This window comes from Pseudomonas sp. Yb2C2, from assembly GCF_052112325.1.
GTDB classification, from domain to species: Bacteria; Pseudomonadota; Gammaproteobacteria; order Pseudomonadales; family Pseudomonadaceae; genus Aquipseudomonas; species Aquipseudomonas marginalis.
The window spans coordinates 13,277-33,925 of the sequence record NZ_JAVAJK010000003.1; the positions used below are offsets into that span (position 1 = coordinate 13,277).

A 20,649-nucleotide genomic window follows, 5' to 3' on the forward strand; every position below is an offset into this window, starting at 1 on the left:
CCCTGAACCGACCCAAGCTTATCGAGAGTCAAGCATGCTTATCGTCTTCAGCGGCCTGCCCGGCACCGGCAAAACCACGATTGCCCGCGAGTTGGCGCGCCAGACCGGTGCGGTTTACCTGCGCATCGATGTGATCGAACAGGCGATTCGCGACGCTGGCGTATTGGCGGGTGATGTCGGTGCCAGCGGTTACGGCGTGGCGAATGCGCTGGCGCTGAGTAACTTGCAGTTGGGCCATAGGGTCGTCGCCGATTGCGTGAACCCGGTCAAGGAGAGTCGGGCAGCCTGGACAGCGACGGCCGCGACGGCAGACGTGGCGCTGGTCAATATTCAGGTGGTGTGTACAGACGCACAGGAACACCGGCGCCGGGTGGAAACCCGTAGGGGCGACATTCCTGGGTTGACGCCGCCGACTTGGCAGTCGGTATCGGCGCATGAATATGAGCGTTGGGACCAACCCGTGTTGACCCTGGACACGGCCTCCGTGACAGCTACCGAGGCCGTCGCGTCAATCGTTGCCCACACGGCAATGCCCTAGAGCACACTCCCCATCGCCTTCATCAACACCAGGTCGCGCCCATAAATATCCGGCGCATACACCAGGTCACCCTGGCCGTCGACCTGCACCGTCCAGTAGCCCAACAGCACCGGCACCGGGGTGGCCAGCCGGAATTCATGGGTCACGCCGGTGGCCAGCAGTTCATCGGTGCGCGCGCGTTCGGCCGGGCTGACCAGCAGGTCGCGCAGCAGCAGCGGTTGTTCGACCCGCACGCAACCGGAGCTGAACGCCCGCGGGCCCTTGGTGAACAGCGGTTGGCTGGGGGTGTCGTGCAGGTACACCGAGTACGGGTTGGGAAAGCGCATCACGATCTTGCCCAGTGGGTTGCGCGGGCCCGCTTCCTGGCGCAGGAGGATATTGCCGGGGCGCGCCCAGTCGATATTTTCCGGCGCCAGCGGGTGGCCTTCGGCGTCGAGCACTTGCAGGTTCTGCTGGCGCAGGTACTCGGGGTTGAGGCGGATGGCCGGGAGTTTGTCCTCGCGCATGATGGTGGGCGGGATGGTCCAGGTGGGGTTGAGGGTCAACCGGGTGATGCGTGACTTGAGCAGCGGCGTCTGGCGTTCGGCGCGGCCCACTTGCAGGCGGGTCTGCCACACCGGGATGCCGCTCTGGTACACGCTCAGTTGCGCGGCGGCGACGTTGACCAGTACGCCTTCGGGCTCCAGGTCCTGGGCCAGCCAGCGGAAACGCTCGAGGTTGATGCGCAGTTGTTCGCGGCGCATGGCCGGGCTGATATTGAGTTCGGCCACGGTGCCGGCACCGATCACGCCGTCCGATTGCAGGGAGTGGCTGAGCTGGAAGGCCTTCACCGCGGTGACCAGTTCCGGACCGTATTGTTTGCCCGCGCCCTTGGGCTCGACAGACAGGTAGCCACCGCTGTGGAGCCGACGGGCCAGTTCCGGGACACGCGGGTCGTCCATGCCGGGACGCAATAACGGGCCGCTGCCGACCGGATCCCAATGGGGCAAGGGTTGCAGGCGGACCGTGGAATAGGCGTTGCGCAGGCTGCGGTACAGGTCGGCGCTGGGGCGCGCCTGGTCAAAGGCTTGCGCCATGTTTTGCAGGCCGAGGGCAGCGAGGGCCAGCACTTCGGTGTCGGGGTCGCGGGTGGGCGGCTGCGAATGCCACAGCGGTTCGAAGCGCGATTGCTGCAGGCGCCCGTAATGCAGATCCTGCAGGGCTTGCAGGTAGTGCTGGCTGATGTCGATGTCGCTGCACAGCACATTGGCCGTGGCATCCGCCGCAGGCAGACTATAGTGGGAGGGGTCCAGCCCGTCATCGGCGAGCAGCTGCAATTGGGCGTGCAGTGCCTCGCGGCGATCGTTGGCGGACCACAGCGGCCCATTCCCCTGCTGCTGGTAGAACGCTTGCAGGCGCAGTTGGGCGGCGGCGTCTATCTGCGCGGCAAGGCTGGGGCAGACACCCGGCATTTGCGCCAGTGCCTGTTGCAGCGGGGCCAGTTCGACCGGCGCCGGCGTGGTGACCGGCAATGGCTCGACCGGCAGCACGTCGGCTGTGGCGACCAATGGTGCAACGAGCAGGCAAATGCTCAAGTAACATGCGTGTTTTTTGAACAATAGCTTTGCTCCAATCCACAGTGGGGGGATGTACTGTAGATGCTGACTTTTATGTGCCGCCTCGGTTTGGTCACCGTGGGCCTGGCTTTACTGAGCAATATTACCCTCGCCGCCAATGGCAACCCTCCTTCCTTGTATAGCAGCCTGGCGCGCTCGGCTCCAGAACTCAATCCCACGGTACTGAAAAGCGCCCTGAACGCCGTGCAATGCGCCGTCAATAATGGCGAGGAACGCTCCGAGCGCCTGGCCGTGATTGACTATTCCCAACCTTCAACCGCCCGTCGGCTGTGGATCTTCGACCTGCGCAAGAAAACCCTGGTGCTGCGCGACCTGGTGGCCCACGGCGCAAAGTCCGGGGAAAACTTCGCCACCCAATTCTCCAACCTGGAAGGCAGCCATCAATCCAGCCTGGGCCTGTTCCGCACCCAGGAAAGCTACCTCGGCACCCATGGCTACTCGCTGCGCATGGACGGCCTGGAGCCGGGGTTCAATGACCAGGCCCGCGACCGCGCCATCGTGATTCACGCCGCCGACTACGTCAGCCCCTTGTGGAGCAAGCGCGAAGGCCGCATCGGCCGCAGCCAGGGTTGCCCGGCCGTGCGCCCGCAGGTGGCACGCCAGGTGGTGGACAAGCTCAAGGATGGGCAGTTCATGTTTTCGTGGTACCCCGACCAACGCTGGTTGAAGTCCTCGACGTACCTCAATTGCAAACCCCAGCAGGTGGCGAGTAGTCGTACAATCCGTGGCGGTTAGCCTGTCCCCACAGATAAAAGAGAGCTTCGCATGCTTCTACATCAATCGACCTGGATCGAGATCGGGCAGTTCCTGGAACGCAGCCGCACGGTGGTGATCCCCATCGGCTCCAACGAACAACACGGCCCCACCGGCCTGCTGGGTACCGACTGGATGTGCCCGGAAATCATCGCACATGAGGCGCAAAGGCACGCCGACATCCTCATCGGCCCGACCTTCAATATCGGCATGGCCCAGCACCACCTGGGTTTCCCTGGCACCATTTCCCTGCGCCCTTCCACCTTTATCGCTGCGATTGGCGACTGGGTGCGCTCGCTGGCCGGGCATGGTTTCGACAAGATCCTGTTCCTGAACGGTCACGGCGGCAATATCGCCACGATTGAAGCGGCGTTTTCCGAGCTGTACGCCGAGGCGAGCTTCGGCCGTCGCCCTGCCGGGTTTGCGTTGAAGCTGGTGAACTGGTGGGACTTGGAAGGCGTCACTGACCTGGCGCACCGCCAATTCCCGGTGGGCCATGGCAGCCATGCGACGCCTTCGGAAATCGCGGTGACGCAGTGGGCGTACCCGGACGCGATCAAGTCGGCCGACTACTCCCCGCAGATCGCCAACACCGGGCCGATCCGTGAAGCCCTGGACTTCCGCGCCCGCTTCCCCGACGGGCGCATGGGCTCGGACCCGGCGCTGGCGACGGTGGAGAAAGGTGGGGAGTTGGTGGCGCTGGCGGCTCAAGGGCTGGTGAAAACGGTTAACAGCTTCAGCAATGAAGCCAGACCTTAGGCCTTATGCAGATTCAAATGTGGGAGGGGGCTTGCCCCAATGCCAGTCAGTTAAGGAGGAACACTGTAACTGTGGTGAGCGGGCTTGCCCGCGTTGGGGCGCGAAGCGGCCCTAAAACCCGCAACCCGGTTCAGCCTGGAAGAATGCAGTGACTGTATTGGGGCCGCTTCGCGCCCCAGCGCGGGGCAAGCCCGCTCACTACGACGGGCTTGTTTACCACCATCAGCGTTGTTTCATGCGGTCGATGACCACCGCCAGCAGCAGGATCGAACCGCTGTGGTGAGCGGGCTTGCCCCCTCCCACATCGGTTATCTGCAGTCCTGCGCCACCTGTTCAAGCCGCGACGGCGTAATGGTCGACGCCAGCGGCTTGCGCTCATACAAAAACACCTTGCCGCCGTCCCCCGCCTTGTAGACCTCCAGCACGTCATCGGCGGCAATCTTGCTGGTCAACACCAGCTTGGCGTGGCGCGAGTTCTGGGTCACCGTCGACGTGATGCCGTGCTTTTCCAGCTTGGGAAGCAGGCATTGCACATAGTCATCCGGGCTCTTGCCGGTTTGCAGGGTCAAGGTCGGATTATTGGGAGCGGAAACACAACCGGCCAGCAACAGGGCCGCGACCGGTACGAAAAAAGAGCGCATGAAAAAATCCTGAGTCTAAAAATAAAGGTTCACATCAACCCGCGCGAACCAGCGCCTTGAGCGAGGCATCGAACTGCTTCAACGCATCGAGCTGCACATCCCGCTGCTGTTCGATCCGCGCGGCAATCTCCGGTGCGGCCTTGTCGTGCACCCACACCGAGGGCACCTGCCTGTGCACCGAGCCTTCGGCCTTGGCGATGTATTGCAGGTTCGCGTCATAAAACCGTGCGATAAAACGCGCTTCGACCTGATCGTTGCGCTGGGTCAGCAGTTGGTTATGGGTATCGAGCATCACCACCACATCGGGGCGAGCCTGCACCAGGGCATCCAGGTTGTCGTAGACCGTCACCGACAAAAAGGTTCCCTGCAGCGAGCTCATCAACCAATCAATGGCCAGTTCCGGGTCGGAGCTGTTGACGAACGCCTCGCGGATACCTGCGTCAAGGGCATCCCTGGCGCCGTTCAAGGCCATGTCGTGGTAGCGTTCAAGGTAGCTGAGGTTGTCGCGGGTGTTATCGCTTAACAACACCCCCACCGATTGCGCATGCTGCAGGGAGTCTACGCTACCGACGATAGGTAGCAAATGGCCTGCACGCAATTCATCAGCGATCGCTGCGTTGTTGACGATCACAGTGCCCAGCATCAGCATCATTAAACCCAGCTGAATCAACGTCCTCATCGTGCATTTCCTTGAACAGCGTCCCGATGCAGGCGATTTTGCGCTTTTCCTGAAAAAACAGAACTTGCGTTGCATGATGGTGACTATTATCTGAACCGATAGTGCTCACATAAAACCTATAAGGACCACGCCATGAAGCCTCACCAGAAAACCTTCGACCGCATCCGCGAAGCCGTCTTGCCGGAGTTTCGCGAGCGGGTCGCCGATTACCTGGTCGAGTATGAACAGGTACTGCTGGATGAGGCGTCGGAGGCCGACCAGGTGCACGCCAGTGCCCAGCAGTTGCGCGGCTACCTGCGTGGCTTGAACACCACGCGGGTGCTGGGCATGGCCGATTGGGAAGACCTGGACCGGCGCGTCATGCAAATGACGACCAGCGCTACAGCGCAGGACGTTGCAGGTTGACCCACGCCTGCACGGACGGCCGGCGCCACTGGCGCTGCGCATAAGCCAGCAACTCGGCAGGTACGCTGTCGCCGTTGAGAATCAGGCGATTGAGCATCACCGCCAGGTCCACGTCAGCAATGCACCACTCACCGAACAAGTACGAAGGGTTGCCCGCCAACAGCACCTGCGCCGCACTGATCAAGCGCCGGGCTGCCCCTTGGGCGTCGGCTGACAACGGCGGCATTTTCTGCCCATAAAACACCACCAGGGTCGAACGCTCCTGGCGAATCGGCAGCAAATCACTGCGCAACCACGCCTGCACCTGTCGTGCCCTCGCCCGCTGTTTGGGATCGGCCGGGTACACGGCTGTCTCGGGGTAGGCCTGGTCCAGGTATTCGGTAATCGCGGAGGATTCCGACAAGGCAAAATCGCCTTCCACCAGGGTCGGCACGCGCTGGGTCACGGATAGCTGGGCAAAGTCGGCTGTCTGGTTTTGCGCGGTGTCCAGGTCCAGGGTGACCAGGTCGAAGGCCAGGCCTTTTTCCCGCAGGGTGACGAAGACCGACATCGCGTACGGGCTGGTGTAGAGCGAATCAACGTAGAGGCGCAACGGGGGCTGGTTCATAACGGGGCTCCTTGGGTGAAGCCCTACGCTACGAGATGCGCGCCGAGAAAGACAATGCGCGGTTTTTATGGGGGCATTCCCGGGCGGAATAGCGGGTTAACCGGCAAACCCGCCCTTGTCCAGAAAGGCGCGCTCTTCATCCGTCGTGACCCTGGCCAGCACCGCATTGCGATGGGGAAAACGCCCGAAGCGCTCGATGATCTGCGCGTGTTCCTTGGCCCAGCGGTAAGTGTTGGCGTCCAGTGGCTGGTTGAGGGCCAGGGAGCGTTGCTGGTCCCTTGGGTCTTCCGAGTGTTCGAACGGCAAATAACAGAACGCGCGCAATGCCGGCTCCACCTGCTGGTCGAGCCCGGCGTCCACCATGCGCGCGGCATACAGACGCGCGAGCGGGTCGGTGGCAAACATGTGCGCGGTGCCGCGAAAGGCGTTGCGTGGGTATTGGTCGAGCAGGATCAGCAAGGCCAAGGCGCCTTCGGCTGAATCCAGCCAGCTTTCCAGCTCGCGCCGGGCGGCCTGCAGGTGGGTGGCGTGGAAGGTGTCGCGGAAGGTGGCGTCGAACCCATCGTCCTTGGCGAACCAGCGCTTGGGGCCGGCGTGCTGCCAGAAGTCGATGACGGTTTGAGGGGTGCTCATGCTCAGGGGCTCCGGGTATGGGTTTACTGAAGGTATCAGAAGCGGGATCAATGGAGGGCAACGCGTCGATTAATGTTATAGGATAACGCCAATTTTCCGCCCTGCCCTGTGATCCCGCCCATGACCGATGCCGTTCCCCTGCGCCAACGCCTGCTCTCCATCGACGCCCTGCGCGGCCTGGTGATCCTGTTCATGCTGCTCGACCACGTACGCGAGACCTTCCTGCTGCATCGCCAAGTCAGCGACCCGATGAGCATCGACAGCACCGAGCCCGCGTTGTTTATCAGCCGCACCCTCGCCCACCTGTGCGCGCCGGTGTTTGTGTTGCTCACGGGCTTATCCGCGTTTTTATACGGCCAGAAATACCAGGGCCGCCGCGATGTGTCGGCGTTCCTGTTCAAGCGCGGGTTGTTCCTGGTGGTGCTGGAGTTCACCCTGGTCAACTTCGCCTGGACCTTCCAGTTGCCGCCCAGCGTGATCTATCTGCAGGTGATCTGGGCGATTGGCATCAGCATGCTCGCCCTCGCCGCCCTGGTGTGGTTGCCGCGCCCGCTGTTGATCGTGCTGGCGCTGGTGATCATCGGCGGGCACAACCTGCTGGATGGCCTGCACTTCGACCCAGGCTCGGCGCTGCATATTCCGTGGACGATCCTGCATGAACGCAGTTGGATTGACGTATCCGACACCCTGCGCCTGCGCACGACCTACCCGGTACTGCCGTGGATCGGCGTGATTGCCCTGGGTTACGGCCTGGGACCGTGGTTTGCCAATGCCACGCGGCCTGCCGTGCGCCAGCGGTATTTGCTGCTCGGCGGCTTGGGTGCGTTGCTGGGGTTTGTGCTGTTGCGTGGGCTCAATGGCTACGGCGAGAAGCCCTGGCAGGCGTATGACAACGGCGTGCAGACGCTGATGAGCTTTTTCAACGTCACCAAGTACCCGCCTTCGCTGCTGTTCCTGGCGTTGACCCTGGGCATTGGACTGTTACTGTTGCTGGCGTTTGAACGCGCGGGGCATCGACGCTGGATCGGCGTGTTGGCGGTGTTTGGATCCGTGCCGATGTTCTTTTACCTGTTGCACCTTTATGTGCTGAAAGTGCTGTATGTCGCCTGTGTCGCGCTGCTTGGTCTGAACCAGGGCAACTACTTTGGCTTCGAGAGTATCGGTGCGGTGTGGCTGGTGGCGTTGGTGTTGCCCCTGGCGCTCTACCCACCGGTGCGCTGGTTCGCCGCGCTCAAGGCGCGGCGGCGCGACCTGGCCTGGCTCAAATACCTCTAATCTGACACAGATCCAAATGTGGGAGCTCGCCCATACTCATCGTGGCATAGGTATCTACACAATTTTCAGAGACTGGCGAGTTCCCCCTGTGGCGAGCGGGCTTGTCCCGCGTTGGGCCGCGTAGCGGCCCCAAAACAGCCGCTATGGAGTTTCTGATATACCGCATTCTGCTTTACTGGGGCTGCTGCGCGGCCCAGCGCGGGGCAAGCCCGCTCACCACAGCAAGCCCCCTCCCACATTTTTTACGATATCAAGCCAACTCAGCGCGTAGCTGGCGAGCTGCAGTGACCATATGAATCAACGCCGCCTCCGTCTCCGGCCACCCCCGCGTCTTCAACCCGCAATCCGGGTTCACCCACAGGCGCTCGGCAGGAATCCGTTTCGCCGCCTTGCGCAACAGGTTGGCCATTTCCGAGGCATTCGGCACCCGTGGCGAGTGGATGTCGTAGACGCCCGGGCCAATGTCATTGGGGTAGGCAAAGGCTTCGAACGCGTCCAGCAACTCCATGTCCGAGCGCGAGGTCTCGATGGTGATCACGTCGGCATCCATGGCGGCGATGGACTCGATCACATCGTTGAACTCGCTGTAGCACATGTGCGTGTGGATCTGGGTTTCATCGCGCACGCCCGAGGCGCACAGGCGGAACACTTCGGTGCCCCAGTCCAGGTAGCCTTGCCACTGCGCCTGGCGCAACGGCAGGCCTTCGCGGAACGCGGCTTCGTCAATCTGTACGATCTGGATGCCGGCGGCCTCCAGGTCGACCACTTCGTCGCGAATCGCCAGGGCCAGTTGGCGCGCCTGCACTTCGCGGCTCACGTCTTCGCGGGGGAACGACCACATCAGCATGGTCACAGGTCCCGTCAGCATGCCCTTCATCACCTTGCGGGTGAGGCCTTGGGCGTAGCGGATCCACTCCACCGTCATCGCCTTGGGGCGGCTCAGGTCGCCGAAGATCACTGCCGGCTTCACGCAACGCGAACCGTAGCTCTGCACCCAGCCGAAGCGGGTGAACACGTAGCCGTCCAACTGCTCGGCGAAGTACTCGACCATGTCGTTACGCTCGGCTTCACCGTGCACCAGCACGTCCAGGCCGAGGTTTTCCTGCACCTCGACGGCGTGACGAATCTCGCTGTGCATGGCTTCGACGTATTCGGCCTGGCTCAACTTGCCCTGTTTGTAGGACTGCCGCGCCAGGCGGATCGATGCGGTCTGCGGGAACGAACCGATGGTGGTGGTCGGAAACAGCGGCAGGTTCAGGCCCGCACGTTGTTTCTCGATACGCTGGGTAAACGGCGACTGGCGCTGGCTGTCCTGGCGGGTAATCGCCGCCACCCGCGCCTGTACCGCAGGCTTGTGGATAAGCGGCGAGGCCGCGCGGGCCGCCTGCACCGCGCGGCTTTCGGCCAGGGCAGCAAGGACGTTGGGCGCTTCAGGCTGGTTAACCGCTTGCGCCAGCACCGCCACTTCAGCGCATTTTTGCACGGCGAATGCCAGCCAGCTTTTCAGCTCGGCATCCAACTGGTCTTCACGGCCCAGGTCCACCGGGCTGTGCAGCAGCGAGCAGGATGGCGCCACCCACAGGCGATCACCGAGTTTTTCATGGGCGTGCTGCAAGATGGCCAGGGCGTTTTCCAGGTCGCAGCGCCACACATTGCGGCCGTTGACCACACCCAGGGACAGCACCTTGTACGCAGGCAGGCGGTCAAGGATGGTCGGGTACTGCTCCGGCGCGCGCACCAGGTCGATGTGCAGGCCATCCACTGGCAGGTTCGCGGCCAGGCCGAGGTTCTCTTCCAGGCCACCGAAGTAGGTCGCCACCAGCTTTTTCAGCGGGTCGCGCTGGATCAGGTTGTAGGCACGCTCGAACGCGTTCTTCCATTCCTGCGGCAGGTCGAGGACCAGGATCGGCTCGTCGATCTGCACCCATTCCACGCCGAGGTCGGCCAGGCGCTGGAAGATCTGGCCGTACAACGGCAGCAGGCGCTCAAGCAGGTCGAGCTTGTCGAAATCACCCCCCTTGGCCTTGCCCAGCCACAGGTAGGTCAGCGGGCCGATCACCACCGGCTTGACGGTGTGGCCCAGGTCGAGGGCTTCCTGCACCTCTTCGAACAACTGCTCCCAACCCAGGTGAAATTGCTGGTCGACGCTGAATTCAGGCACCAGGTAGTGGTAGTTGGTATCGAACCACTTGGTCATTTCCTGGGCGTGGGCACCGCCGCAGCAGCTGTCGCTGACACCCCGGGCCATGCCGAACAACGTGTGCAGGGTGGCGTTGCCGTCGGCTGGACGGAAACGCTCGGGGATCACACCGAACATCAGCGAGTGGGTCAGCACCTGGTCGTACCAGGCGAAATCACCGGCGGGCAGCAACTCGATACCGGCCTGTTTCTGCAGATCCCAGTGGGCCTTGCGCAGTTCACGGCCGACGGCCCGCAGGCCGGCTTCGTCGAGTTCGCCCTTCCAGAACGCTTCCTGCGCTTTTTTCAGTTCACGATCGCGTCCAATGCGCGGAAATCCGAGGGAATGAGCGACTGCCATGACAAAAAACTCCAAGCGGTTGGGATGGGAGCTATTGTCGACAGCACAGCATAATGAGACAAACTCATTTTACTACTGATGAGCAAGAGTTTTATTCATATTCACCAGCAGCACCTCAACAGCCACCGCCCTGTGCCGCTGGAGCATCTCAAGAACGCTTGTAAAGGCCACGGTAGTCCCACCATGGGGAGGAGACGGGCTTTCTTATCTTGGGAGGATAGAGTGAACGTATAAAACTGATATCACCCTTTGAGAGTTCGCTATTTCCCTCGATGGCTTTGCCGTCGTTGAGCCAATTGGCAGCAAAACCGTAATGCATAATGGATTTTTGATCGTAGGGGGCACTGACGACACCTTCAGTTATTTTTTTCATATTGTAGTCAACCCCTTCTCGATCAGCTTGGCTGGCCAGCGCTGGGTAAATCTGCGACATGTTCAAATCCAAGGTGTTTTCCGGATGTTGGTGTTCATGATGCAACCCTAGGGCATGGCCAAACTCATGCAATATCGTGGCTGCACTCCCTGAATTCATCCCGTTCTTGAAGTTGATGAGCATGGTTGGTTTATCGGCGTCTTGACGTTTCGATTCAGTGCCCAACCCTGACCAATTGCCGTCCCCCCCTTCAATTCTGATATCCCCACCGGGCTTGTCAGTGAAGTCGAACTTCAAGTTAACGTGAGGCGCCCACTTATTGATGTTGTCTCTTGTGAATTTCTTTTGCTCATCGGTCATGCCCGCCATGGAAATTTTTAGAGTTGAATGTTGCGGCCACAGTCCATCTTGAGTAGCGACCCCTCGCTTTCCTCTGGAAAGTACAGATGCAGCTTTACTGTTGGCTTGGTCGACGCTGTCGCTGGGCTGATGGGGTGGTATAAAAGCACTTGAGTAGGCATTCAGATTAACGTTCAACGTAGTGTCCTCGGCTGTGACGTATTCCCGGTACGTCGTACTTCAGCGTTATTCGTTCCTCAGACTCTATGACGAAAGTTTACGAGCAACGGCACACATGCCGGCTTCGCCGAGTTCGCCCTTCCAGAGCACTTCCCGCATCTGCTTCAGTTTCACTGATCGCGTCCAATGCGCGCAAATTCCAGGGAATGAGCGGCTGCAATGAATAGCACTCCACTGCAGATCACCCACCGCTGGTCGCGACCTATCTATTAGGCCTACCATGGCCCCAAACAAACATTCAAATGAGCACTCATGATCAAAGCCAGCCTGCGTAGTCACCTCACCCTATGGTTTGCCGGGTTGTCGCTGCTCATCTTGTTGAGTGTGGGTTTCTACGTGGGGCACATCGCCACCGAGCAGATGAAACAGGCCAGCGCCAATACGCTGTTGAGCACTGCGCGCTCGACGGCGGCGCTGCTGGCCGTGCAACTGCGCGAACGGCAGCTGGAAGTGGCGTTGCTCAGCAAGGCCCCGCTGTTTCGCCGTGGCGATCTGGATGCGCCGGACATCCTGGCCTTGATGGAACTGCGCACCCAATCGCGCGCCGAGTACGCGTGGATGGGGGTTGCCGACGCCGACGGGCGTGTGCGCCAGGCCGTCAACGGGCTGCTGGTCAATCAATCGGTGCAGCAGCGCCCCTGGTTCCAGGCCGGCCTGCGCGGTGAGTACACCGGCGATCCCCACGAGGCAGTGCTGCTGGCCAAACTGCTGCCGGGCGCGGCGAATGGCGAGCCGCTGCGCTTTATCGACTTTGCCGCGCCGATTCGCAATGCCCGTGGCGAGACGATTGGCGTACTGGGCGCCCATGCCCACTGGCGCTGGGTGACGCAGATCGTCGATTCCGCCGTAACGCAAAAAGACGCCCTCCCCGATATCGAGGCCTTGATTGTCGACTTCGATGGCAAGGTGCTTTACCCCGAAGCCCTCGCGGGTGAACAGATACCCGCAGACAAGCTGCTCACGTCGGCCGGCTGGTTCTCCGGCAACGGCTACGTCACGGCCTCCGTCGCCGTGCCAAGCCCGTCCAACGCCAGGATGAACTGGTACATCATGGTGCGCCAGCCGTTGGACGTAGCCCTGCAACCGGCGCGCAGCCTGCTGTACAAATTGCTCGTGCTCGGCCTGCTCGCGGCGATCACTTTTGTAGTGGCCGCGTATTACCTCGCCTCCTCCCTCAGCCGTCCCATCGAGCGCCTGGCAAAGTCCGCCAAACAGGTGCAGGACCATCAGCCCGGCGCGGTCTTCCCCCAGGAACACCCGGTGCTGGAGATTGCCCAACTGGGACAATCGCTCACCGGCATGACGCAATCGCTGCTCGCCAAGGAACGTGAACTGCAAGACGCCAACGCCTCCCTGGAAGCCACCGTGGCGCAACGCACCGCCGACCTCACCCAGGCCAACGCCGACCTGCTCAAGCTGGCCACCCACGACGCCCTCACCGGCGTGTTCAACCGGCGCCGCTTCGACGAAAAACTCGCCGAGAACAGCCTGCTGTTCCAACGTACCGGCCGCACCTTCGCCCTGCTGCTGATCGACGCCGACTATTTCAAGCGCGTCAACGATACCTACGGCCATGCCATCGGTGACGATGTGCTGTGCCAACTGGCAGCCCTGATAGAAAACACCACGCGCGCCACCGACTTCGTTGCCCGTTATGGCGGAGAAGAATTCGCCGTGCTGCTGCCGGAAGTCGAAGCGCCGGACAGCCCTGACGTGGTCGCCGAAAAGATCCGTGTGGCTGTCGAGGCGGCAGTGTTCCCAAGCGTGGGTCGCCTGACCGTGAGTATCGGCGTGGGCGTGGCCGAGCCTTCTGACCGCGACTCCCTGGCATTGCTCAAGCGCGCGGACATGCGCTTGTATGAGGCCAAGGGCGCGGGCAGGAATCGGGTGGCGTGAGCAAGCCCCCCTGTAGGAGCGAGCTTGCTCGCGAAGAACCCAAGGACACCGCTGGCATTCTGAACAGGCGCGTTATCGTTGACGTTTTTCGCGAGCAAACTCGCTCCTACAAAGATGAGGGGCTCAGCGGTACTACATCAACGGAATCGAATAACTCACAAACACCCGATTCTGGTCCTGGTCCCGCGCCACTTCACTGCGTGACACGCCGTTACGCCAGCCGAAGCCGACGTTCTTGAACGTGCCGCTCTGCACCACGTAATCCAACGAGATGTCCCGCTCCCACTCGCTGGCGTCGTTGCCGCTGGTGGTGAGGATGTGCTCGCCCTTGAGGTACATGACCGAGGCCTTCAGGCCGGGTACACCCAGCGACGCGAAGTCGTAGGCGTACTGGGCAAAGCCGGTGCGTTCGCCGGCCTGGATGAAGGTCTGTACGGTACGGTCGGTGTAGAGGTACAGGCTGGCACCGCCCTCGCCTTTGTTCACCAGGCCGCCCTGGTTGAGTTGGGCGAAGTTGCTGTCGTCCGAGACTTGCTGGTAGCCGGCGGTGATCGCGTGCGGGCCGAGGGAGTAGATGAACGCGGCGCTCCAGGTGTTGTTGTCGATTTCACCGTTGCCGTTCTTGGTGAAGCCGCCCAATTTGTAGCCTTCGGCACGTCCGGCGGCGCTGCTGTTTTTGCCGTCGGAACTGGTCTTGAAGTAGCGCAGGTCGGTTTTCAATGAGCCGTATTCGCCCAGCGGCAATACGTGGATCAACCCGGCGAAATGTTGTTGGTAATAGTCTTCGAGGTTGGCGTAGTAGTACTGGACCATCAGGTCCTTGGTCAGTTGGTAGTCCGCACCGGCGTAGGTAAATTTATTGCTCTCCCGGGTACCGCCCGCCGCTGCCAGGCCGCTGCGGTCGCTGGAGCCGCGACCGGTGGTGTGCTCAAGCTGGCCGCCGACCAGGGTCAGGTTGTCGATGTCCTTGCTGGTGACCTGCCCGCCTTCGAACGACTGCGGCAACAGGCGGCCGTCGTTGCTCACCAGGATCGGCAGGTTCGGGCGCAGGTAGCCGTAGCGCGCTTCGGTCTTGGCAAAGCGCGCCTTGGCCGTCGCGCCACCACGGGCCCAGTTATCCGTGGCCTTGCCGTCTTCGGTGGGGATCATCGAGCTGCCGACATGGCGCGCGGCGCTGCTGTCGAGGGTCACGCCGAGCATGCCGATGGCGTCCAGGCCAAAACCGACGGTGCCGTCGGTGAAGCCCGACTGGTAGTTGAGGATAAAGGCCTGGCCCCACTCTTCGGTCTTCGACGGTGCCGCCGTGCCGTCGCGGTTGTCGTTATTGAAGTAGAAGTTACGCATGCTCAAGTTGGCTTTGCTGTCGCTCAAAAAGTCAGCAGACGCCAAGGGGCTCAGGGCAATGCCCAGGCCGCCGGTCAATACACTTAATACATTCAACGTGGCTTTCATCAGGACGAACTCCGGCGCGGAACCCAGGTTCCGGGCGCAAAAAATGGGCAGCAGGATGCCGTCGGCCAAATGTGAAGTTGGCCGCGGCGTTAACGGTTATTCAGTTGCTTAGTTGTTAGCGAGTTGAGTGAAGTGAAACCTCCGTAAACCTCAGTCAATCAATCCATGAGCGTCATAAAACGGGTACGGCCCCGGGTAATCCCCGAACACGCCGTTGTGGCTGATCAGGCCCTGTTGCGCATCCCAGCGATGCAACAGATACCCCGCCGGCTCCAGGTTGAAATGCGCGGGCGCGGCGTCCTGCAGGTCCAGCACAATCTGATGGGAAGTACCGGGGCACACACAACTCAAGCTGCCGCCAAAGCGTCGTTGCATCGGTCGGTGCAGGTGCCCGCACAGCAGGCGTTCCACTTGCGGGTGGCGAGACACAACTGCTTCCAGCGCCGCAGCGTTGATAAAGGGTTCGCGGTCCATATGGCCGATGCCGCTGATAAACGGTGGATGGTGCAGGATCAGCAACGTCGGCACGTCCGGGCGTCGTGCCAGTTGCGCGTCCAACCAGTGCAATTGGCTGTCCAGTAGCTGGCCGCCGTGCCCACCCGGGATAGTCGAGTCCAGGCCGATCAAACGCAGCGGATGCTCGTCCACCACCCAGTCCAACGGGCCCTCTGCCGACAACGGCAAATAGGCGTGATCACGGAATGCCTCGAGCAACGGACCGCGTGTGTCGTGGTTGCCGGGCACCAGGTAGCACGGCATGTGCAGGCGCGCGAGTTCGGGGTGCAGCACGGCGTATTCATCGGCGCGGCCGAAGTCCACCAGGTCACCGCTGACCACCACGATATCGGGCCGTGGGTGGCTGGCGTTCAAATGGTCGACGGCACGGCGCAGCGCGCCCAGGGTATCGACCACCCCATACGTCAGGCGCTGGCCGGCTTTAAGGTGCAGGTCGCTGATTTGCGCAACAAGAAACGGACGATTCACAAGCAAACTCTCACGCATTCAGGGTGAACAACATGTGCGGCGCAATCGCCAGGGCAATCGGCGCGCCGACGGCGTACAGGTGGTTGTCGCTGCTGTCCACCAGCAGCGGTTGCGGGCCGCCCACGTCCACCAACAGGCGGCTTTGCGCGCCCTGGAAAAACTGCGCCAATAGATGGCCGTGCAAGTGCCCTTCGCTCTCCATCACCCGCAAGTGTTCGGGGCGGCAGTACACCGTGTTGGGCACGTCGACGGCCTGCCACGGCAACTCGCCGCCGCAGACTTTCAGGCCATGGGCTGTTCGCGAGGTGACGGCAAAGGCATTGAGGTTGCCGACAAAACCGGCGACGAAGGCATTCGCCGGCTTTTGGTAGATCTCCCGTGGGCTGGCCAGTTGCGCGACGCGGCCGTGCTCCATCACCAGGATACGATCGCCCAGGGCCATGGCTTCGCCCTGGTCGTGGGTGACAAATACCGAGGTGATACCGAGGCCGCGCAGCAGTTCATTCAGCTCGCTGCGCAGGCGCTCGCGCAATTGCGCATCCAGGGCCGCCAGCGGTTCATCCAGCAACAGCACTTTAGGGCGCGGCGCCAGGGCACGGGCCAGGGCCACCCGTTGACGTTGGCCACCGGACAATTCGTGGATGCTGCGCTTGCCATGCTGTTGCAGGCCGACCAACTCCAGCAGTTCCTCACAGCGCTTGTTCCGCGCAAGCGGCGCCATGCCGCGAATCTTCAAGCCGTAGATGATATTGCCGGCCACATCGAGGTTGGGAAACAGCGCGTAGTTCTGGAACACCATGCCCACGTCGCGGCGCTCGATGGGCAGGCGGGTGACGTCGTCGATACCGAAAAAAACCTGGCCTACATCCGGGCGTTCCAGGCCGGCAATCAGGCGCAAGGTGGTGGTCTTGCCGCAGCCGGACGGGCCGAGGATCGCCAGGGTCTCACCGCCTTCGACGGTCAGGTTCAGGTCATGCACAGCCACGGTGCCGTCGGCGAATGCCTTGCGACAGCCTTGCAGGCGGATAGTGATAGCGGTCATCGACGCTCTCCACGGGACAAACGAGCGCTGATGGCCTGCAACGCAATCAGCAGCGGCACGATCATCAGCAAAAAGATAAGGGTATAGGCGCTGGCGATTTCCAGGCGCGCCGAGGCGTAGCTGTCGGCCAGGCCCACGGGCAATGTCTTGGTCATCGGCGTGTGGAGCATCCAGGTCAGGTTGAATTCCCCCAACGACAAGGTCACCACCATCAGCACGCCCGCCAGAATCCCCGCCCGGCAGTTGGGCACCACCACGCTGAAAAAGCGCCTGATCGGCCCGGCGCCCAGACTGGCCGCCGCCTCTTCCAGCACCGGCAGTTGCTGGCGTTGCATCACCGCCATCACCGGACGTACCAGGAACGGCAAGGTGAACAACACATGGCCGACCAGGATGAACAGCCAGCTGCTGCGAAACGTGCCGAACTGGCCGTAGGTGAGCAGCAACGCCAGCGCACTGGCCAGCCCCGGCATCGCCACGGGCAGCACCATCAGCTCTTCGAAGGCACGGCTGAAGCGGTTGTTCATGCGCACCAGCGCATAGGCCGCCGGCACGCCGATCACGCAGACACACACCGCGCACGCCAGGGCCAATTGCAACGACAGCCATACGGTGGGCGAATAGGCCTGCCATACCTGGATCAGCCAGTCGAACGTCAGGCCGCTGGACAGGCCGACGAAGAAATTGCGCGTCAACCCGGCCAGCAACGACATCAGCACCGGCACCAGCATGAACGCGCACACCAGCAGGGTGAACAGCAGTTGCATCACAAACAGCGATGAGCGTTTCACAAGACCGTCCCCGCATTTTTCACCAGGCGTCGCGTGAGCAACAGCACCGCCCAGGTCACCGCGCCGAGCACCACCGACAACGCGGCGGCGACGGCAAAATTGGCGTAGTTGGTGAATACATTGTAGATCGCCACCGGGGTTACATTCAGGCGCGTGCCCAAGGTGAACGCGGTGCCGAACGCGCCCATGGACGTGGCGAAGCAGATCGCACCGCAGGACGCCAACGCCGGCGCCAGGCCCGGCACGATCACGTCGCAGACCACCCGCCAGTGCCCTGCTCCCAGCGAATGCGCGGCTTCTTCCAGGCTGCGGTCGAGGCTTTCGCACGCGGCCATCACCGTGAGGATCACCCGCGGAATCGAGAAGTACAGGTAGCCGACAAACAGCCCGGCCAGCGAGTAGGCAAAGATCCAGCGCTCACCGGCCAATTGCAGGCCCAGGGACGCCAGCAACCCCTGGCGCCCGGCCAGCAGGATCACCAGGAAGCCCACCACCACCCCCGGAAACGCCAGGGGAAACGTGAGCAACGCCACCAACGCCGAGCGCCCGAAAAACTGCTGGCGCGCGAGGAACACGCCGCTGATGCCACCGATCAACAACGCGGTGAACGTCACCACGATGGCCAGCACGCAGGTCTGCGCCAGGCTGCCCAGGTACTGCGCGCTGCTGAGCACCTGCCAATAGCCGCTGCCGTGGCTGTCGCGGCTATCGGCGCCGAGCACCATCAAGTGTGCCAGCGGCAGCAGCCAGAACGCGAACAGCACTGCAAAGGCCGGGGCCAGCGCCCAGGCTGCCTGTTTTGCCGATGCAGCCACTTACTTGACCTCGTTCAGGTAACGGGCGGAGAAGGCTTCCTGCACAGCGGCCATTTTCTGATAGTCCACCACACCGGCGCGGGCGTAATCGCTGTCGGGCAGGAACTGCGCGGCCACTTCAGCCGGCATCTGCACCGGACGCACCGGGCGCAGGTAGGCCTTGGCCCAGAGTGCCTGGCCGGCGTCGGACAGCACAAAGTCCAGCACCTTCTCGCCATTGGCGCGGTGCGGCGCGTTGGCCACCAGGCTCATCACATAGGGCACGCTGATGCTGCCTTCCTTGGGGATCACGAAGGCGACATTGGCGTTGTCCTTATAGCGGGCGCGGTAGGCGTTGAAGTCGTAGTCCACCAGGATCGGCAACTCGCCGGACAGTACCCGCGCATAGGCGGTCTGCTTGGGCACGATGGGGGCGTTTTTCGCCAGTTTCTGGAAGTAGTCGATGGCCGGGGCGAAGTTGTCCAGGTCGCCGCCCATTGCGCGGTTGATCGCCACGGCAGAGACGTAACCGACGAAGGCGCTGGACGGGTCCAGGTAGCCGACCATGCCTTTATATTCAGGCTTGAGCAGGTCGGCCCAGCTTTGCGGCACCGGCAGGCCACCCAATGCCTCGACGTTGACCATGATGCCCAGGGTGCCGGAGTGGATCGCAAACCACTGGCCGGCGGGGTCTTTCAACCCGGCGGGGATCTGTTCCCAGCCCTTGGGCTTATAACCCTCGACCACGCCGGCCTTTTGCGCCTGCAAGCCGAAGGTCACGCCGTAGTAGACCACGTCGGCGACGGGCGCGGCCTTTTCGGCCACCAGTTGCGCCAGGGACTGGCCGGAGTTCTTGTTGTCCAGCGGCACCTGCACACCGGTGCTGGCGGCGATGGCCTTGAGCTGGGTGCCCCAGTCGGCCCAGTCCGGCGGGCAGTTGTAGCAAATCGCGGTGTCGGCGGCCTGGGCCAGGCTGGCCACACCGCAGAGCAGCACGGTGGCCAGGGTTTTACTGAATGCGCGCATCAAGGGACTCCTCAAAGGGTTGGGTACTTTCGCCCGGCCGGATATGGCAAGGCAGGCAATGGGAAATGGGATCGTTGCCGGCGATCTGCGCCAGCAGTTGGTCAATCACCGTGCTGGCCAGCAGCGCGATGGGCTGTACCACGCTGCACAGGGTCGGGTGCATCTGGGTGCCGAGGGCGATGCCGTCAAAGCCCATCACCGACAGTTGCCCAGGTACATTCCAGGCGTTGCGGCGCAGCTCGGCGATCAGGCTGATAGCCAGGAAATCGTTGGAACACACCAGCGCGCTGGGGGCGTCGGGGCCGTTGAGGTACGGCTGGATGGCAGCGAATTCAGCCTGGGTATGGGCAGGCATTTCGATCACCGCGCGGCTTTTGAGACCGTATGCCTTCATCGCGTCGCAGTAACCGGCATAGCGCAGGCGTGCGCGGTCGGACTGCAAGGCGGGGCCGGCGACCATGCTGATGCGTCGATGACCGGCCTCCAGCAGGTAACGCGTGGCCAAGGCCATGCCGGCGCGGTTGTCCACCGACACGGCGCTGTAGTTGGGGTTGCTCGGTTGGTGATAGGCCAGCACGAACGGCGTCCGTTCGGTATTCAGGCTGCTGAGCACGCTGTTGCTTTCGGCATCGGTGACCGTCAGCACCAGGCCATCGACGCGCTGGCGCAGCAGTTCTTCCACTACGATGCACTCGCGCTCGCTGCTGTAGTCGGTGGTCGCCAGCACCAGGCTGTAGCCACGCAAACGTGCGGCACGCTCCATGGCCTGGAACTGTTCGGCGAACACCGGGTTGAGCAGGTTGGGCACCACCACGCCGATCAACTGGGTCGTTTGCAGGCGCAGTTGGCGGCCGAGCAGGTTGGGCCGAAACCCCAACTCCCGGGCAGCGGCGAACACCTGCTCACGGGTCGCCGGGCGCACCTGGTCGGGGGAGGCAAAAGTGCGGGCGGCGGTAGCGCGGGATACGCCAGCCAGCCCCGCAACGTCTTTCAGGTCAGTCATGTTTACTCGCTTGAGATCGATCTCATTGGCGAGGACAGTAACGGCGGAATGTGGCAGGAAGGTGGTGGGGAGATGACGGTTTGATGGCAGTGCAACAAAGTCACATAGGCCAAAATGTGGGAGGGGGCTTGAACCCGATAGTGGTGTGTCAGGCACCCTATTGGCGGGCTGGTCCACCGCTATCGGGAGCAAGCCCCCTCCCACACCGGGCCGGTGCATATCCTTAGATAGTCATACTCCGGGGCTATGCTTGAAAAACCGGCG

The 20,649-nt window shown here is 62.2% G+C and carries 20 protein-coding genes; 6 read left to right on the plus strand and 14 right to left on the minus strand.

Annotated features, from left to right (window positions below):
* Positions 1-34 precede the first annotated feature (34 nt).
* Positions 35-538: an AAA family ATPase gene (locus Q8X51_RS04305; RefSeq protein ID WP_065948107.1), complete on the plus strand. Its 504-nt coding sequence runs from the start codon at positions 35-37 to the stop codon at positions 536-538.
* On the opposite strand, the gene Q8X51_RS04310 is transcribed toward Q8X51_RS04305, so the two are convergent.
* Positions 535-2,136, minus strand: a complete 1,602-nt coding sequence (locus Q8X51_RS04310) for a L,D-transpeptidase family protein (RefSeq protein WP_407694072.1) — start codon at positions 2,134-2,136, stop codon at positions 535-537. The two genes, Q8X51_RS04305 and Q8X51_RS04310, sit on opposite strands and share 4 nt — an antisense overlap.
* A gap of 39 nt (positions 2,137-2,175) precedes the next feature.
* Here Q8X51_RS04310 and Q8X51_RS04315 point away from each other — a divergent pair, with 39 nt between their 5' ends.
* The gene (locus tag Q8X51_RS04315; protein WP_065924606.1) at positions 2,176-2,889 is read left to right on the plus strand and encodes a murein L,D-transpeptidase catalytic domain family protein; all 714 of its coding nucleotides are present in this window, start codon (positions 2,176-2,178) and stop codon (positions 2,887-2,889) included.
* Positions 2,890-2,919: 30 nt separating this feature from the next.
* The gene (locus tag Q8X51_RS04320; protein ID WP_407694073.1) at positions 2,920-3,666 is read left to right on the plus strand and encodes a creatininase family protein; all 747 of its coding nucleotides are present in this window, start codon (positions 2,920-2,922) and stop codon (positions 3,664-3,666) included.
* Positions 3,667-3,974: 308 nt separating this feature from the next.
* On the opposite strand, the gene Q8X51_RS04325 is transcribed toward Q8X51_RS04320, so the two are convergent.
* Positions 3,975-4,307 (minus strand): hypothetical protein, encoded by a 333-nt coding sequence (locus tag Q8X51_RS04325; protein ID WP_027607228.1) that lies wholly within the window; start codon positions 4,305-4,307, stop codon positions 3,975-3,977.
* A gap of 34 nt (positions 4,308-4,341) precedes the next feature.
* Positions 4,342-4,986, minus strand: coding sequence for an ATPase (locus Q8X51_RS04330; protein ID WP_065924605.1), 645 nt, complete (start codon positions 4,984-4,986; stop codon positions 4,342-4,344).
* Positions 4,987-5,118: 132 nt separating this feature from the next.
* Between Q8X51_RS04330 and Q8X51_RS04335 the strand changes: the two genes are divergently transcribed.
* Positions 5,119-5,391, plus strand: a complete 273-nt coding sequence (locus Q8X51_RS04335; protein WP_065924604.1) for a hypothetical protein — start codon at positions 5,119-5,121, stop codon at positions 5,389-5,391.
* Here the strand turns inward: Q8X51_RS04335 and yfcF are convergent.
* Both yfcF and Q8X51_RS04345 read right to left on the minus strand, forming a co-directional pair.
* Positions 5,366-5,998 carry a glutathione transferase gene (yfcF, locus tag Q8X51_RS04340; protein ID WP_315872058.1) on the minus strand — a complete coding sequence of 211 codons (633 nt, stop codon included), beginning with the start codon at positions 5,996-5,998 and terminating at the stop codon, positions 5,366-5,368. The genes Q8X51_RS04335 and yfcF overlap by 26 nt on opposite strands.
* 96 nt (positions 5,999-6,094) lie before the next feature.
* Positions 6,095-6,631, minus strand: a complete 537-nt coding sequence (locus tag Q8X51_RS04345; protein ID WP_137212212.1) for a DUF924 family protein — start codon at positions 6,629-6,631, stop codon at positions 6,095-6,097.
* Between the two features lie 120 nt (positions 6,632-6,751).
* Between Q8X51_RS04345 and Q8X51_RS04350 the strand changes: the two genes are divergently transcribed.
* Complete coding sequence (locus Q8X51_RS04350; RefSeq protein WP_407694074.1) at positions 6,752-7,906, plus strand: DUF1624 domain-containing protein; 1,155 nt, start codon at positions 6,752-6,754, stop codon at positions 7,904-7,906.
* A gap of 250 nt (positions 7,907-8,156) precedes the next feature.
* Here Q8X51_RS04350 and metE read toward each other — a convergent pair whose 3' ends face one another.
* Positions 8,157-10,445 carry a 5-methyltetrahydropteroyltriglutamate--homocysteine S-methyltransferase gene (metE, locus tag Q8X51_RS04355; RefSeq protein WP_407694075.1) on the minus strand — a complete coding sequence of 763 codons (2,289 nt, stop codon included), beginning with the start codon at positions 10,443-10,445 and terminating at the stop codon, positions 8,157-8,159.
* A gap of 148 nt (positions 10,446-10,593) precedes the next feature.
* Entirely contained in the window at positions 10,594-11,355 is a 762-nt protein-coding gene (locus Q8X51_RS04360) for a M12 family metallopeptidase (RefSeq protein ID WP_407694076.1), read from the minus strand.
* Between the two features lie 294 nt (positions 11,356-11,649).
* Between Q8X51_RS04360 and Q8X51_RS04365 the strand changes: the two genes are divergently transcribed.
* Complete coding sequence (locus Q8X51_RS04365; protein WP_323146453.1) at positions 11,650-13,293, plus strand: sensor domain-containing diguanylate cyclase; 1,644 nt, start codon at positions 11,650-11,652, stop codon at positions 13,291-13,293.
* A gap of 132 nt (positions 13,294-13,425) precedes the next feature.
* On the opposite strand, the gene Q8X51_RS04370 is transcribed toward Q8X51_RS04365, so the two are convergent.
* From Q8X51_RS04370 to Q8X51_RS04400, 7 genes are all read right to left on the minus strand, one after another.
* On the minus strand, positions 13,426-14,745 hold the full coding sequence (locus tag Q8X51_RS04370) for an OprD family porin (RefSeq protein ID WP_065924659.1): 1,320 nt from the start codon (positions 14,743-14,745) through the stop codon (positions 13,426-13,428).
* 150 nt (positions 14,746-14,895) lie between these two features.
* Positions 14,896-15,729: a phosphodiesterase gene (locus Q8X51_RS04375; protein ID WP_065924658.1), complete on the minus strand. Its 834-nt coding sequence runs from the start codon at positions 15,727-15,729 to the stop codon at positions 14,896-14,898.
* A gap of 10 nt (positions 15,730-15,739) precedes the next feature.
* Positions 15,740-16,771, minus strand: a complete 1,032-nt coding sequence (locus tag Q8X51_RS04380; protein WP_407694077.1) for an ABC transporter ATP-binding protein — start codon at positions 16,769-16,771, stop codon at positions 15,740-15,742.
* On the minus strand, positions 16,768-17,562 hold the full coding sequence (locus tag Q8X51_RS04385; protein WP_065948102.1) for an ABC transporter permease: 795 nt from the start codon (positions 17,560-17,562) through the stop codon (positions 16,768-16,770). The genes Q8X51_RS04380 and Q8X51_RS04385 overlap by 4 nt, the downstream gene beginning before the upstream one ends.
* The gene (locus Q8X51_RS04390; RefSeq protein ID WP_053134326.1) at positions 17,559-18,377 is read right to left on the minus strand and encodes an ABC transporter permease; all 819 of its coding nucleotides are present in this window, start codon (positions 18,375-18,377) and stop codon (positions 17,559-17,561) included. Before Q8X51_RS04390 ends, Q8X51_RS04385 begins: the two co-directional genes overlap by 4 nt.
* Positions 18,378-19,382: an ABC transporter substrate-binding protein gene (locus Q8X51_RS04395; protein ID WP_407694078.1), complete on the minus strand. Its 1,005-nt coding sequence runs from the start codon at positions 19,380-19,382 to the stop codon at positions 18,378-18,380.
* Positions 19,366-20,385, minus strand: a complete 1,020-nt coding sequence (locus tag Q8X51_RS04400) for a LacI family DNA-binding transcriptional regulator (RefSeq protein WP_407694079.1) — start codon at positions 20,383-20,385, stop codon at positions 19,366-19,368. Before Q8X51_RS04400 ends, Q8X51_RS04395 begins: the two co-directional genes overlap by 17 nt.
* Between the last annotated feature and the right edge of the window lie 264 nt (positions 20,386-20,649).

What these genes read in the sequence shown, in the direction of transcription:
- Q8X51_RS04305 (WP_065948107.1), top strand. Translation starts at nt 35, where the DNA reads ATGCTTATCGTCTTCAGCGGCCTGCCCGGCACCGGCAAAACCACGATT.
- Q8X51_RS04315 (WP_065924606.1), top strand. Translation starts at nt 2,176, where the DNA reads ATGCTGACTTTTATGTGCCGCCTCGGTTTGGTCACCGTGGGCCTGGCT.
- Q8X51_RS04320 (WP_407694073.1), top strand. Translation starts at nt 2,920, where the DNA reads ATGCTTCTACATCAATCGACCTGGATCGAGATCGGGCAGTTCCTGGAA.
- Q8X51_RS04325 (WP_027607228.1), bottom strand. Translation starts at nt 4,307, where the DNA reads ATGCGCTCTTTTTTCGTACCGGTCGCGGCCCTGTTGCTGGCCGGTTGT.
- Q8X51_RS04330 (WP_065924605.1), bottom strand. Translation starts at nt 4,986, where the DNA reads ATGAGGACGTTGATTCAGCTGGGTTTAATGATGCTGATGCTGGGCACT.
- Q8X51_RS04335 (WP_065924604.1), top strand. Translation starts at nt 5,119, where the DNA reads ATGAAGCCTCACCAGAAAACCTTCGACCGCATCCGCGAAGCCGTCTTG.
- yfcF (WP_315872058.1), bottom strand. Translation starts at nt 5,998, where the DNA reads ATGAACCAGCCCCCGTTGCGCCTCTACGTTGATTCGCTCTACACCAGC.
- Q8X51_RS04345 (WP_137212212.1), bottom strand. Translation starts at nt 6,631, where the DNA reads ATGAGCACCCCTCAAACCGTCATCGACTTCTGGCAGCACGCCGGCCCC.
- Q8X51_RS04350 (WP_407694074.1), top strand. Translation starts at nt 6,752, where the DNA reads ATGACCGATGCCGTTCCCCTGCGCCAACGCCTGCTCTCCATCGACGCC.
- metE (WP_407694075.1), bottom strand. Translation starts at nt 10,445, where the DNA reads ATGGCAGTCGCTCATTCCCTCGGATTTCCGCGCATTGGACGCGATCGT.
- Q8X51_RS04365 (WP_323146453.1), top strand. Translation starts at nt 11,650, where the DNA reads ATGATCAAAGCCAGCCTGCGTAGTCACCTCACCCTATGGTTTGCCGGG.
- Q8X51_RS04370 (WP_065924659.1), bottom strand. Translation starts at nt 14,745, where the DNA reads ATGAAAGCCACGTTGAATGTATTAAGTGTATTGACCGGCGGCCTGGGC.
- Q8X51_RS04380 (WP_407694077.1), bottom strand. Translation starts at nt 16,771, where the DNA reads ATGACCGCTATCACTATCCGCCTGCAAGGCTGTCGCAAGGCATTCGCC.
- Q8X51_RS04395 (WP_407694078.1), bottom strand. Translation starts at nt 19,382, where the DNA reads ATGCGCGCATTCAGTAAAACCCTGGCCACCGTGCTGCTCTGCGGTGTG.
- Q8X51_RS04400 (WP_407694079.1), bottom strand. Translation starts at nt 20,385, where the DNA reads ATGACTGACCTGAAAGACGTTGCGGGGCTGGCTGGCGTATCCCGCGCT.